The sequence below is a fragment of the Acinetobacter lanii genome, assembly GCF_011578285.1.
GTDB lineage: Bacteria > Pseudomonadota > Gammaproteobacteria > Pseudomonadales > Moraxellaceae > Acinetobacter > Acinetobacter lanii.
Genome location: NZ_CP049916.1, coordinates 3259818 through 3274815, shown reverse-complemented (window position 1 = coordinate 3274815; position 14998 = coordinate 3259818). Strand labels below are relative to the sequence as shown.

11 protein-coding genes are annotated in these 14998 nt (G+C 33.9%); all 11 read left to right on the top strand.

Annotated features, from left to right (window positions below; translation table 11 throughout):
• Nucleotides 1–170: 170 nt before the first annotated feature.
• On the top strand, nt 171–998 hold the full coding sequence (locus G8D99_RS14965) for an ABC transporter permease (RefSeq protein ID WP_227554337.1): 828 nt from the start codon (nt 171–173) through the stop codon (nt 996–998).
• Nucleotides 995–1657, top strand: a complete 663-nt coding sequence (locus G8D99_RS14960) for an ABC transporter ATP-binding protein (protein ID WP_166327249.1) — start codon at nt 995–997, stop codon at nt 1655–1657. Before G8D99_RS14965 ends, G8D99_RS14960 begins: the two co-directional genes overlap by 4 nt.
• Nucleotides 1647–2747 carry a capsule biosynthesis protein gene (locus G8D99_RS14955; protein ID WP_166327247.1) on the top strand — a complete coding sequence of 367 codons (1101 nt, stop codon included), beginning with the start codon at nt 1647–1649 and terminating at the stop codon, nt 2745–2747. The genes G8D99_RS14960 and G8D99_RS14955 overlap by 11 nt, the downstream gene beginning before the upstream one ends.
• A gap of 3 nt (nt 2748–2750) precedes the next feature.
• The gene (locus G8D99_RS14950; RefSeq protein WP_166327245.1) at nt 2751–4445 is read left to right on the top strand and encodes a polysaccharide biosynthesis/export family protein; all 1695 of its coding nucleotides are present in this window, start codon (nt 2751–2753) and stop codon (nt 4443–4445) included.
• A gap of 15 nt (nt 4446–4460) precedes the next feature.
• The gene (locus tag G8D99_RS14945; RefSeq protein WP_166327243.1) at nt 4461–5576 is read left to right on the top strand and encodes a capsular polysaccharide synthesis protein; all 1116 of its coding nucleotides are present in this window, start codon (nt 4461–4463) and stop codon (nt 5574–5576) included.
• A gap of 25 nt (nt 5577–5601) precedes the next feature.
• Nucleotides 5602–7914, top strand: coding sequence for a bifunctional glycosyltransferase/CDP-glycerol:glycerophosphate glycerophosphotransferase (locus G8D99_RS14940; RefSeq protein ID WP_166327241.1), 2313 nt, complete (start codon nt 5602–5604; stop codon nt 7912–7914).
• 3 nt (nt 7915–7917) lie between these two features.
• Nucleotides 7918–9093: an acyltransferase gene (locus tag G8D99_RS14935; RefSeq protein ID WP_166327239.1), complete on the top strand. Its 1176-nt coding sequence runs from the start codon at nt 7918–7920 to the stop codon at nt 9091–9093.
• Nucleotides 9094–9133: 40 nt separating this feature from the next.
• The gene (locus G8D99_RS14930; protein WP_166327237.1) at nt 9134–10507 is read left to right on the top strand and encodes a bifunctional cytidylyltransferase/SDR family oxidoreductase; all 1374 of its coding nucleotides are present in this window, start codon (nt 9134–9136) and stop codon (nt 10505–10507) included.
• A gap of 311 nt (nt 10508–10818) precedes the next feature.
• Complete coding sequence (locus G8D99_RS14925) at nt 10819–11670, top strand: hypothetical protein (protein WP_166327235.1); 852 nt, start codon at nt 10819–10821, stop codon at nt 11668–11670.
• A gap of 57 nt (nt 11671–11727) precedes the next feature.
• Nucleotides 11728–13731 (top strand): capsular polysaccharide biosynthesis protein, encoded by a 2004-nt coding sequence (locus G8D99_RS14920; RefSeq protein ID WP_166327234.1) that lies wholly within the window; start codon nt 11728–11730, stop codon nt 13729–13731.
• 1 nt (nt 13732) lies between these two features.
• Complete coding sequence (locus G8D99_RS14915; RefSeq protein WP_166327232.1) at nt 13733–14995, top strand: capsule biosynthesis protein; 1263 nt, start codon at nt 13733–13735, stop codon at nt 14993–14995.
• Nucleotides 14996–14998: the final 3 nt, after the last annotated feature.

The following is a 14998-nucleotide window of genomic DNA, read 5'->3' as shown; positions in this document are numbered from 1 at the left end:
TTTAGATTTTTTCAATGATAAATAAAGGTTTATATCGAAAAACTAGTCATATCATTAATCTTTAAATTTCAAATTTATTTTAATTTCTTATTTTGGCTTCAATCTAAAAGAATTTATGGTTAATATGAGCACGCCTATAACTTAAGATGACGATCGAGTCATTGAATAACATGTCAACTGATGAATCAATACCATTGAAAAAACTTCCACGCCTGAAACCTCGTGGCGGTTTAAAGGTAATGAAAGCTTCTATTCGCGCGCTGCTATTACGTGAGTTACAGACACGTTTTGGTCAGTATCGTTTAGGGTATTTATGGATTTTTTTGGAACCACTATTTACCTTGGGCCTAATGGTTATATTATTCGGCGCTATTATGCAACGCGTTTTGCCTGGAATGGATTTTGTTGTTTTTTTAATTAATGGCATTATTCCATTTACAATGTTTAGGAAAGGGCTTTCACAGGCGATGAGCGCTGTCCAATCGAATAGAGGGTTATTTAGCTACAAGCCCGTTAAGCCGATTGATGCGTTAATTGCACGTAATTTACTTGAACTGCTACTAAGTTTTGTAACTTATGTTGGATTCTCAATCGCATTTCTTTGGTGTGGTTTAAGCATTAGTTTGCAGCAAATTCCTGAATTATTGTTTTATTGGATTTTAATTTTTTTATTTACTACCTCATGTAGTTTGATTTTTATGATTTTGGGTGATATTAGTCAAGAGATTCAAAAGTTTATTTCTGTTTTTTTTCTAATTTTGTATTTTTTATCTGGGGTTTTATTTTCTATAAATACGATACCTATTGAATATAGAGATTATTTACTTTGGAATCCCCTGATCCATGTTTTTGAGTTAATGCGTCATGCAGTCGCACCAAATTATCCGTTAGTACAAGGTATTAGTTTGAGTTATGTAGCTTTATGGATTGTTGGGAGTTTATTTATAGGATTACTCCTCTATAAGCGATTTGAAAAACATATGATGAAGACCAAATGATTGAGCTTAAAAATTTAACCAAATCATTTGTGACCCCGAAGGGACGGCATTATGTGTTTAGAAACCTTAATGCAATTTTGCCTGAAAACAAAAGTGTGGCGTTACTGGGTAAAAATGGTGCAGGTAAAAGTACCTTACTCAGAATCATTGGGGGCATTGACTATGCTGATCAAGGCAAAGTGATTACCAACAAAAGTATCTCTTGGCCAGTGGCACTCTCGGGTGGTTTTCAGGGCAGTTTAACTGCGCGGCAGAATGTCCGATTTGTTGCGCGTCTATATGTTGAAAATGAAGAGCAAGTGGAGTACGTAGTCAATTTCGTCGAGGAATTTGCTGAAATTGGTAAATATTTTGATATGCCCATTAAAAGTTATTCGAGCGGTATGCGAAGCCGTATTGGTTTTGGTCTGAGTATGGCATTTAATTTTGATTATTATCTTTTGGATGAAGCTGGCGCAGTGGGGGATGCTTCATTTCGGAAAAAAAGTCAGAGGCTGCTCGATGAGCTAAAAGAAAGCTCAAATATCATTATGGTCTCACATGATCTAAATGATTTAACACGTAATTGTGATGTCGCCTTTCTTGTTCGAGACGGAAAGGCAGAATATTTTGAAGATGTACTCGAAGCAGTAGAGGTTTATAAAGCATATGCAAAATAAAAAATTCAGTAAAAATTTCATCCTTGCATACAGCTGCTTTGTACTCGCACCTTTGTTCGTTGTTTTAATGTATTTGAGCTTATTTGCACAAGATCGCTATGCGTCATCTTCAACCTTATTGGTGAAACAAGTGGGAGAAGCTGCAGTTACCGATAGTAGTGGCTTGGGCGCATTACTAGGTGCTTCAAACACGAGTAGTGAAGATGCCAATATTTTAAAAACCTATATATCTTCACGTGATATGGTGGAAAAACTAGACCGTGAGATTAATCTGAGAAATGCCTTTCAGGTTAAAAAAGATCCGCTTTTTGCCTTGGATGAAGACGCACCCATTGAAGATGTGGTCAAATATTTTAATCGTGTGGTGAGTGTTAATCTTGATGAAAAAACCATGATGCTTGAAGTCAATGCACAAGGTTTTACCCCAGAGTATTCACTCAAGCTGAACAATTCGATTTTAAAGAACAGTGAAGATTTTATTAATGATATTTCGCAAAGTATCGCGCAAGAGCAGCAAAATTTTGCAGAGCAACAATTGCAAGAGTCAACTGATCAATTAAAGCAAGCGCGTGACACTTTACTGAAATATCAAAATGAAAATGACATTTTTGATCCAGCACTTCAAGCACAAGCAGTCGCGACACTCGTTGCAAGCTTACAAAACAATTTGGCGCAATTGAAAACTGAGGAGCGTACCTTACTCAGTTATTTGAACCCGATCGCACCCCAAGTGATTGCCGTGCAAAGTCAGATTGAATCTGTAGAACAGCAAATTGAAAATGAAAATGCCAAGCTGACTTCACCGAGTAATACCAAGCTGAACCAAAGTGTTTCAGAGTTTGAAGAGCTAAAAGCACAAGTCGGTTTTGCAACGGATTTATATAAACTGTCTTTAGCATCATTGGAAAAGTCGCGCTTAGAAGCCTCACGTAAATTGAAAAAACTCGTGGTGATTTCCACACCGCGTTTAGCTCAAGATGCGCTTTATCCTAGAAAAATGTATCTCATCATCACCTCATTTATTGTCTTAAATATTCTATTTGGTATTGGGGCTTTGATTCGCTCAATTGTTCGTGAGCACAAGGAATAAATAATGAAAAAATTAATTTTAGTTTCATCTTTATCTTTATTGAGTGCTTCAACGACCTTTGCAACAAGTTTGGAAAGCATGGTGGTTCCACAAGAACTGATGGGTACATCGAGTTCCAATGCTATGCTGCAGCAAGCTAGTGCAGGTGAAGAGAAAGTTCTAAATTCACAGTCGATTGTAGATTTGTCACCAAGCAGTTCAATGAAGTATCAAACCAAAAACAGAATGTTTGGTGCTCAGTTATTTAAAGGTGCATTTGCGTCCACGGCAGGCAGTACCTTTAACAACAGCTATGTAATTAATCCGGGGGATAACATTAATTTGCGTTTGTGGGGTGCATATCAGTTTACTGGCACACAAACAGTGGATCCCCAAGGGAACATTTTTATTCCCAATATTGGTCCACTAAAAGTTGCAGGCATTAGCAATGGTAGTTTGCAATCTGTTGTCACGGCAGCTGTACGTAAAATTTATGTCTCTAATGTGAATGTGTATGCAGCATTAGAACAGGCGCAACCTGTAAAAGTATTGGTGACTGGATTTGTCAATCAGCCGGGTAATTATGGTGGTGTAGCGAATGATACGGTGCTTGCCTATTTAGACCGTGCCGGTGGGGTTGACCCTGAGCGTGGCAGTTATGTCGATGTACAAATTATCCGTAACGGTCAGCATATTAAATACGTCAATTTGTATGACTTCTTGCTTGCTGGGCAAATTAAGCCATTTAGTTTTAAAGATGGCGATGTGATTGTGGTTGCTCCACGTAAGCATACCTTCTCTGTAGAAGGCGAAGTCTATAATGCTTATGATTTCGAATTTAATAACCCAACCTTGAGTGTTGCACAGGCATTGACGGTAGCTCGCGTCAAACCAAGTGCAACCCATGTCAGTGTGAGCCGTCGTCAGGGTACGCAGTATACCAGTGAGTACCATACTTTAGCGGATGCACAGAATGTGATGCTGCAAGATGGTGATTTACTTGCAGTCACTGCAGACCGTTTTGCAGGCACCATTCAAGTACGTATTGAAGGTGCACATAACGGTACTCACGCTTTGGTGTTACCTTATGGTTCAAAACTTTCAGAAGTCATGAAGCAGCTACAACCGAATGCTTTGGCAGAGGTTCAATCACTGCAGTTGTACCGTCCGAGTGTGGCGAAACGCCAAAAAGAAATGCTTAATGTATCTTTGGATAAGTTGGAAGAGGCAACCCTTTCCGTGCGTTCAAGTACCCAAGAAGAAGCCAACTTGCGGGCTAAGGACGCAGAGTTAGTGAAACAGTTTATTGCTAAAGCTCGGCAAGTAGAACCAAAAGGACAGGTAGTACTTGATCCAAAACACTTTGATGATGTGATTTTAGAGCAGGGCGATATCTTAATGATCCCTGAGCGTACCTCTGTGATTATGGTGCATGGTGAAGTGACCTTCCCGAATGGGGTGGCTTGGCGAGAGGGCATGAAAGCTGAAGATTATATCGGTGATGTTGGCGGTTTTACTCAAAAATCCAATCGTTCTAAGTTAATTGTGATTCATCAAAATGGTGAATCTGAATTGGTAAAAGGTTCGCATATTATTCAGCAAGGTGATGAAATTTTAGTATTGCCAAAACTGCAAACTAAAGGGGTAGAGTTAACACGTGGTTTAACTCAAATTCTATATCAAATCGCGATTGCTGCGAAAATAGTATTTAACTTTTAATATAAGGATGGAATTATGAACAAAATTTTTGCATTTTGGGAGTCTAATGAAAAAATTCCAGCATATTTGGAATTATGTAAAGCTACATGGATTAAGAATATACCTAATTTGGAAATTCATATTATTAATCATAGTAATTTACATGAATATATTGGCGATACATATGATTTAGAGAAACTTAAAAAAATCTCATTTCCTATGCAATCAGATATTATTTCGGCTGCTGTATTAGAAAAATTCGGTGGTTTGTTTATGGATCTTGATTGTTTGATCACTGAAAATATATTCTCGAAATTTGAAAATTTATCAGAAAAAAAGTTAATTGGATTTGGTTATCCTAATGTGGGGATGCACTTAGCTGTATTGTTTAGTAAAGAAAAGGGGAATCCAATATTAAGGGAGTGGAGAAAAACTGCACAAGAAAGATTAAATAATATACCAGATAAATATGATTGGTCTTTTTTTGGTAACTCAATTCTAAATCCATTGTTAAAAAGTGAAAAATACAAAGATTATCACTTGATCTTAGATAGAACTATGAGTGGTAATATTTTGGAGTCTGCAGCTATGCTAGGTGCAACTTATGCAAATTCTAAAGAATTTTATCAAAATTTTTACTTTAATAAATTTTTCACTATGGATTCATCTGAAATCCATAAATTAATTAAATATGGAGTGGTTTCTCTACATAATTCATGGACACCAAGTGAATATAAAAAAATCAAAGATACTACGTTGTTTATGCAGCAAAAAATTCCATTGGTTAACTTGCTGGATCATATATTGAACATGGGTGAAAGAGTTGATAAGGATTTGACTGATAGTCAATTAATGGAAAATTTTTTCGATTCGGAGTTGTTCAGTTGTAAAAATTTTTTCAGAAAGTCATATTATAAAGATAAATTAATTTATGATTTTTCAAATGAAAAAAATCGAATAGGATTTGATATATATCAAGATAATTCTTTAATAAACTTAGATTTAATTATTAGAGATAAAGATGTAGAATCTGTTATTAAGGCTTTGAATTTAAATTCATATAATTTTGTGGCTAATAAAGCTAACGTTTTAAGACGAGCTGATAAGTTACAAGTATTGAAATGTATTGCTGAAATTCAAAGAAATCTTTAAGTAGTTATAATTACTGAGCTGTGAAATGACCTTAGAAAATGTAGAAATTTCAATTATTATACCTATGTATAATGTTGAAAATTTAATTCTAGAAACTTTAAGTAGTATTGCTAAAAATGAGTGTAATTTTGAAGCATTAATTATTAATGATGGATCTACAGATTCTAGTCTAGAAAGAGCAGAATCATTCTGTAAGAAAGATTCTAGATTTAAAGTCATTTCGCAACCTAATCAAGGTGTTTCTGTAGCTAGAAATTTAGGAATAGATTTAGCACAAGGTAAATATATAACTTTTATTGATTCAGACGATATTGTTCCTGATAGAGCATTAGATAATATGCTGAAAACAGCTTATTCTGAAAATGCTGATTTTGTATATGGTAAAGTTAGAAAATTCAATTCTACTAGGCAGTGGGCTAACCCTAATTATGAAAAATATAATTTATTTTCTTTTGGGGAGAAAAAATTAGTAAATAATACCGAACTTTTATTTTTCTTGGGTGTGGCTGGTAAGTTAATATCTAGAAGACTTTTAGGAGATTTAAGATTTCCTAAAGGTGTTAAGTATACTGAAGATCAAGTTGTAATGTTTCAAATTTGTTTGAATGCGAATAAAATATTTACAATAAGTGAGCTTGTTTATTTGTATAGAGAAAGAGATACTTTATTGAATGAAGCATCTGCTACACAATCACAAGATAAAAAGGCTTTTATTTTTTTTAAAGACTCTTTGAGTACCTTATTAACATGTAGGAATGCTGTTTATTCTTCAGATATTTTATCCGATAATGAAAAAAAAATTTTAATAAAGTCTTATTATAATAGAATATTTACATTTGATGCTTGGCCGTTATTTGTTAAAGTTTTGAAAAATGATATTAATAACATTAATTCAGCCATATTGTTTTTTTTAGATTTTTTAAAAAAACACTCCTATTATGAATTAAATGAAATAGCTACTTTTAGATATTATTTGATTAAGATATTTGTTGATAAAATTTATCTTCTTTCATTCAAGAATTTTTTCTCATATAGACAATTGTTGTCTTATTTATTTAATAACTTGAATAATGATGTTAAGAATATTTGTGCAAAAGAAAATGTTTATGGTGATAAATGGGTTGATAGTTACAAAATAGCTTTAAATCGAACTGATAAAGCAATTGTTCATTTTAATTTAGTGAAATATAAGAAGTTTATTTTTAACCAAATGAAAAATGAACCACAATTTATTCGTGAAAAATATTTTCCACTTTTATCTAAGTTACCTATTGAAAAAGGAAAAGTTGTTTTTGCAACTAATCGCAAAAAGCCTATGTCAAGTAACTTTTCAGCTGTGTCTAATGCTATAAAAGGTGGGAACTATAAAATATATAAATTTTTAGGAGAAACAAATAGTGTAAAAACTATTGCTACGCGTTATTACCATTTAGCAACTGCTGACGTTATTTTTTTGGAAGATTATTATAAGCCTATATATGGTTTGAATTTTAGAAAAGAAACTAAAGTTGTACAACTTTGGCATGCCTGCGGAGCATTCAAGAAATTTGCATTTTCTGCCTTAGATAGTAATGACAGTAATACTAAAGAATTTGAAACGTTAGCTCATAATATGTATACAGATGTATGTGTAAGTGCAGATACATTAGTTCCATTATACGCTAAAGCCTTTAATTTGCCTCAACAAAATGTAAAAGCATTAGGTATTCCGAGAACTGATCTTTTCTATAACGTAGAGAAAATGGAAAAGATTAAGGAGAAATTATTAAAAAAATATCCTAATCTTAGAAATAGTATTAATATTGTTTATGCACCTACATTTAGAGGTAGTACTTCTGTAAGACAGAAATTTCACTTGGACATAGATTGGAAACAATTTTGTGCAAGTTTTCCTTATAATTATAAGTTAATCGTTAAATTGCATCCAGTAGTGAAGGAAGTTTATCCACCAATTCCAGATTTTGCTAAGGATAAAGTAATTTTAATGCCGTCTAATGAAAATATTGATGATTTAATGATTTTTTGCGATTGTCTAATTACTGATTATTCTTCTGTGATATTTGAATATTCATTGTTAAATAAGCCGCTTGTATTATTTGCGCCAGATATTGATAAGTATTTTGATGAACGTGGTTTTTACTATGCTTATGAGGAATATGCATATGGTGAAATAGTTTATAATACTTATGATTTGGTAAATGCAATTAAAAAATCTAGATTTAGATATAATGATTTTTTAATTAAAAGACAAGCGTTTTTAGATACATTTATGTCATCTTGTGATGGAAATTCTACAAAACGTTTGTTGGATAATGTTTTTGAAAGTTGTGGAGGTTGATAAGTGGAAGAAGTTTTAGTAGATGGTTCGGTTAATTTAAAGTATGACAATAGAATTATAGCTCCATCTGGACTTATTAATATTAAAGTTAGATTTTACGGAAAAAATAATTTAGTTGTTATTAGTCCACATGCAAAAAAACTTAAAAATTTAACGATTGAATTCACAACAGACGATGGGATTGTGCTTATCGGTGACTCAAATTTATTTGGCACAATTCGTGTGGGTTATAAATCCAAAGTAATAATTGGTGACAAAGTAACATCAACCTCTCCAGTATATTTTACCTGTGCTGAAACTACACAGATTACTATTGGCGATGATTGTATGTTTGCTACTAACAACCAAATTAGAACAGATGATGCTCATGCGATATATGATATTGAATCAGGAAATCGTATAAATTATTCGAAAAATATAACTATAGGTGCACATGTTTGGGTTTCATACAATGCTGTAATCTTTGGTGGAACTGAAATAAATATGGGTTCTATAGTGGGTTATTCTTCTTTCGTCAAAGGGAAATTTCCAAATAATTCAATAATTATAGGTTCACCTGCTAAAATTTCGAAAAAAAATATCTCATGGGAACGTCCAAACGTACTTTGGGCTAGAGAAGAGTTTAAAGATTCTAGCAGTATAAAGGATAAAATATATTGGGATAAAACTAAGTTAAAATCACCAATATTCTTAGGTGATGGATGTTCTTATCTTCTTTCTAATATCGAGAGTTATCCTATTTTAGATACTGATAAACCTTACTTTTCATTAGATTTCATTTGTCTAAATGCTGGTTTACTGTTTATTCGTGGTAATGCATTAATGACTGGTGTTGAATGTTATGATTATAATCAAGCTTATAAGTATTCTTTAATTTTGAAGACATCAGATGATGAGTATGTTTTTAATTTAGGGAAAATGTCAGATCCTTTTATTACGAAGAAAGTTTTTGATGGTCGCCATATCTCATATAATAAATCTAAATTTACTACCTTAAAAAATGAGGGTATTAATTTAAATGGTATCCCATCTGGAGATTACAAGATTTCAGTAAAAATGGTCGTTAATGGTGATGAATACTATTTTAACCCTTTAGATTACCTTAATGAAGCTCAAAAAAGAGATATATCTGAGCCATCTTTTAAAATAAAAGATGGCTATTTAATACTCTCTCTTTGATTTCTAAAAATATTGTATATTTAACATAATTGGTAGTTTAATGAAAAATATTGCGGTCATTTTATCAGGTGGTTCAGGTTCACGTTTTGGCGGAGCATTACCTAAACAATTTACAAAGTTAGCGGGTAAAGCAATTATTGAATATACGATTGATGTATTTCAAAATTCTACCGATATTGATGAAATTTTTATTGTCTCCCAAACGCATCATATCAATCGCACTTGGGATCTAATTAAAAAGAACAAATGGTCAAAAATTAAAGGTGTAGTGACAGGTGGTGCTGAACGATTTGATTCTACCTATTCAGCATTAACAGCGTTAAATGAATATGCGGATGAATGTAACGTATTATTCCATGATGCGGTTCGTCCATTGGTTGATGAAAATATTATTGCCAACTGCGTTGAAGCCCTTAAAGATTTTGAAGCAGTTGATGTTGTTATTCCTTCAGCGGATACTTTGGTTGAAGTGTATGACAATGGTTGTATTGCCAACATTCCACCACGTTCTCATATGCGTCGTGGTCAAACACCTCAAGCGTTTAAGCTTGGTGCCATTCAATTAGCTTATAAAAAAGCCATTGAACAAAATCGTAACGTATTTACCTGTGATTGTGGAGTGATACGTGCAATGCTTCCTCAAACGCGTGTTGCGACTGTGGCGGGCAGTGAACGTAATATTAAAGTGACACAACCTGTTGATTTATTCATTGCTGAAAAATTCTTACAGTCCGCGCACGGTATTCCGTTTAAAGAAGGCGATAATTTTGAATTCCTAAAAGGTAAGAATATCGTTATCTTTGGTGGAACCAGTGGGATTGGCTTAGAAATGAAAAACATTGCTATCCTTTTTGGTGCCAATGTAGAAGTGGCAAGCCGTTCATTTAATAACGTTGATATTTGTGATTTAGCAAGCGTAAATACGTATTTGGAATCAGTCCGTCAAAAGCTTGGACGTATTGACCATGTTGTCAATACAGCAGGCTTATTGATTAAAAAACCAATTGATACGCTGAGCTTGGAAGAAATTAGTGCCTTAATTGGGATTAATTATACGGGTGCTGTAAACGTTGCGATTGCAGCTAAAAAATACTTGAAAGAAAGTTCAGGTATGTTAATGAACTTTACTTCAAGTTCATATACGCGTGGTCGTGCATTGTATGCACTGTATTCTTCAACCAATGCTGCAATTGTAAACTTTACCCAAGCATTAGCAGAAGAATGGAGTGAAGAACAGATCCGAGTGACGTGTATTAACCCAGAACGTACAGCAACGCCAATGCGAACTGCAAATTTTGGTGTTGAACCGCCTGAGCTCCTCCTTTCTGCAAAAGATGTTGCTCTAACGAGTTTAAAAGTTTTAGGTACGCAAAATACCGGTATAATCGTTGACGTACGCAAAGATGGTCGTTAATTAATTCAATGTCTGGAAATAACTTATATTATATTTATATAGATACCAAAATTAAGGGTGCTATTCAGCAATTAGTCAGTTATTTCCAGACGCATATTTTTAATGCAGATGACTGCATTTATGTTCTGTGCAAGTACTATCCAGATTTCTATCAATATCCAGAATCACTATTTCGAAAACATAATATTCCTTTCAAGTGGGTAAAAAAACGCTCCGATTTAAATTTGATCGAGGGCAAAGTCGTTTTTTATCTTTTTAATGCCCAATCCAATTGCGGTGTTACTGCACAAAGAGCGCTAACGCATATTTTTGTGACCCATGGTGAAAGCCATAAATTGGCTTCAGTAAAACCCATTCTAAGAATTTACGACTTTGTTATTAGTTCGGGGCAGGTGGGGATCGATCGTTTGTTAAAAGCCAATATTTTTTCTCCAATGGAAGTTGAAAATTCAAAAATCATTTTGATGGGTAATACTTTCATTGGTCAAAATGATTATGAATTTGATGCGACATCCAATTACTTATTGTATGCCCCGACTTGGGAGGGGGGCGTACCTGAAGAAAATTATAGTTCAGTCGATTATGCCGCTGCAGAACTCATTGCGAATATTGCAAGAGATCATCAGATCAACAATATTATTATTCAACCTCATCCTAATCTAGGGCATAGAGATTCATCTTATGTGGTTGTTTTTCAAAATATGTTGCTGAATTTAGAAAAAGCAGGCTTAACCATCTATGTTAAAAAATCACATGTCTCATGGAAAGAAAAATGGATGTTTTTTAATAAAAATATTCATTTAAAAAATGCTTCATCACAAAAGGTACGCTTTGCTTTGGTGGATTTGTCTGCCATGGAAGTGCAACTGTATGCTAAAAAAATTCCTGTGGGTGTGTTTTGTCACCGTAATATTCAAAATCTATTTATTCCCAAATTTTTAAAACATGATTATGTGTTTGATTTTCAAGGTCATGATCTAGCACTAAATGTGAAAGACAATACCCATTTAGCACATGTGAATGAAAGAAAATTAAATTACTTTATTGGTTATCATGATGCAAAGTTAGAGCATTTGAATTTTGCTGATCGTATTCGTTGGTTATGTTCGTATTGTTCTGCGTTGAAGTATGAGAAATTACGTCAGTGTTTTGAGCAATATTGATAGTAATGTGTGAGTCAACCTGTATTGCAATTCGCAGTATCTAGATAAGTTAAAAAAATGAATTATTTTGGTTCAAGGCCAATTAAAAAACTAGTTAAACAATTTGATTTAACGCATAGTATTCAACATGACGTAGCATTTGGTTGGGGAAGAAAGGCCAGTTTTTATAAAGCACAACAATATGCTTTAAAACAACAAGTCCCATGTGTTTGCTTGGAAGATGGCTTTATTCGATCATTGGGATTAGGTAAACATGGATATCCTCCACTTTCAATAGTATTTGATCGAAGCGGCATTTATTTTGATTGTACACACTCTTCAGATTTAGAAAATCTTATCTTACAGTCAGAAAATGAAACGCTGAATCGGCGTGCTGCATCAGCCATTCAAAGCATTATTAACCATAAAATCACGAAATATAATCAAAGATTTAATCCTATACCGGATAGTGATTTGTTTGAACGCTCTAAGGGTGAGCATATTTTACTGGTCGATCAAACCCTCGGGGATCAGTCTATTCGGTTTTCTGGTGCCAATGCGGATACCTTTAAAACGATGTTGGCTCACGCACATCATGATCATCCTCAAGCCACCATTTGGATCAAGACGCATCCTGATGTCATAGCAGGAAAAGCACAGGGACATTTCTCATCGGCAGATTTTCAACACCCTTATGTCAAAGTGATGACCATTCAAGTTAATCCCTTAGAACTTCTGCAACATTTCTCTGAAGTTTATGTGGTCAGTTCACATATGGGATTTGAGGCATTATTGTTGGGTAAAAAAGTGCATTGTTTTGGTATGCCTTGGTATGCAGGATGGGGGATAACTGAGGATCGCTATGCACCTCAACATCTTGTACAGCAGAGGCGTACCGTGCAACGCTCTTTGATGCATCTATTTGCTTGTGCTTACTTTCAATACTCACGCTATATATCGCCTGTGACCCATAAAGTGTGTGAGTTAGATGATATTCTAAAAATCTTGATTACAAATATTCAATTTCAACAATCACTTCCGACTCAATTGGTTGCCTATAAATTTAGTCCTTGGAAAAAGAAGTTTATTTCAGATTATTTGGCTTTTCCTAATACCGAGCTAAGTTTTAAAAAGTACGCTAAACCCAAGAAAGATACTCATGTTTTAGCATGGGGGAAACAAGCATATCAATTAAAGCAAGCTGGCTATAAAAAGGTAATTACAGTAGAGGATGGGTTTATACGTTCTGTGGGTTTAGGTGCAAATTTGATTCGACCATGTTCCTTGGTATTTGATGATATGGGTATTTATTACGATGCAACATGTCCTTCACGTATAGAAAATTTGTTAAACCATATTCAATTATTAACTGTTGATCAGGAAAAACGGATAGATCGTATTTTGTCTGAGCTGAAACGGTTAGAAATATCAAAATATAATGTTGGAGAAGATCAGCTTTTAGAGCGACCTGTAAACAATAAAAAAGTTATTTTGGTTGTTGGTCAAGTTGAAGATGATATGTCTATACAGTTAGGAGGGGTAGATATTAAAACCAATTTACAATTATTAAAACAGGTGCGTTCAGATCATCCTGATGCATATATTATTTATAAACCTCATCCTGATGTAGAAACCGGTTTACGTGTGGGTAAAATAGATAACAAAATGATGCTTCTATATGCAAACCAAATTGAAAGGACTGTTTCTATTCAAAGATTATTTAATATTGTTGATGAGCTGCACACAATATCATCATTAAGTGGCTTTGAAGCATTAGTGAGAGGTTTGAAAGTTTATTGTTACGGGCTACCATTCTATGCAGGGTGGGGATTAACAATAGATCGTCATGTATGCGAACGCCGTAACAATAGAATAGATTTAAAACAATTGACTTATGTCACTTTAATTGAGTATCCAAATTATAATTTGGCACAGACCACTGAAATGGATGTGCCGTTGGTGAACCCTGAAGATGTGATTCACTATATTGATGAACATCGTTCTAAGGTGAGAACTCATTCAAATGTGTTTAGAAATTTATTCGCTAAGACATTGCGGTGTTTAAGATTTTGGAAAAAGTAATATGTCTATTCATATAGACCAATTGTTGTTGTCAAAAAAAGTATTACTTTTACAAGGGCCTATGGGGAAATTTTTTAAACAATTTTCTCATTGGTTGCAACAATATCAAATTGAAACCTACAAGATAAATTTTAATGGGGGAGATCGTTTCTTTTTTGATGGTGAGCTAAATTGTTATGATTTCATTCAACCTATGAATGAATTTAATGATTATATTGAAGCATTTATTGTAAAGCATCAGATTGATTCAATCGTCTGTTTTGGGGATTGTCGGCCGCAACATCGAATTGCAAAAATTGCCGCGTATAAGTTGAATATAACGTTCTTCGCTTTTGAAGAAGGTTATATTCGACCGAATTACATTACATTTGAACAAGATGGTGTCAATTTTTATTCTAACTTTACACAAACGTTGTCATTAAATCTCAATCCACAGGCTATTCCTATTGAGCCAATTGAAGATGCTCAGAACTCCTATTGGCGTATGGTGTGGTGTGCAATCATTTATTATGTATTGAATTTATATTATGAAAAATCGTTCCCCCATTATAAACACCATCGTAATTTAACCACTTCACAAGAGTTCTGGAGTTGGATTTGGTCTGTATTGAAGCGCATTCAGCATTATATAACTGAGCCTTTGCCATTTAAAAAATTAATAAAGCAATATTCTAAGCAATATTATGTTTTTGCTCTTCAGGTTCATAATGACTCGCAAATTTTAATTCATAGCGAATTTAAAAATATGGAACAATATATTGAGCATGTGATTGAGAGTTTTGTATTGAATGCCGATCCATCACATCATTTGGTGCTCAAGCATCATCCCATGGATCGCGGTTACCGAAACTATCGAAAACTGATTAATAAACTTGCAAAACGTTATGGTATGAAAGGTCGCTTACATTATTTTTGTGATATTCATTTGCCAACATTGTTGAAACATAGTTTAGGGATGGTCGCGGTGAATAGTACAACCGTGCTCCAAGCCTTGTATCATCATATTCCAGTTAAGGTATTGGGTTATGCAATGTATAATCTGCCACGTTTAACCAATCAGTATCCACTGTGTAAGTTCTGGAAAGACCCAGGTGAGGTAGATGATCTTTATTATCAGTATTTTAGGTCGCATTTAATTCAGTATTCACAATTAAATGGTTCTTATTATGGTAAATCTCCATGGATGCACGATCATCAAGCCTCGAGATCTGATCACGTTAAAAATATCATAAGCGACACTGAGCATCCAAAAACATTAAGTTGATTT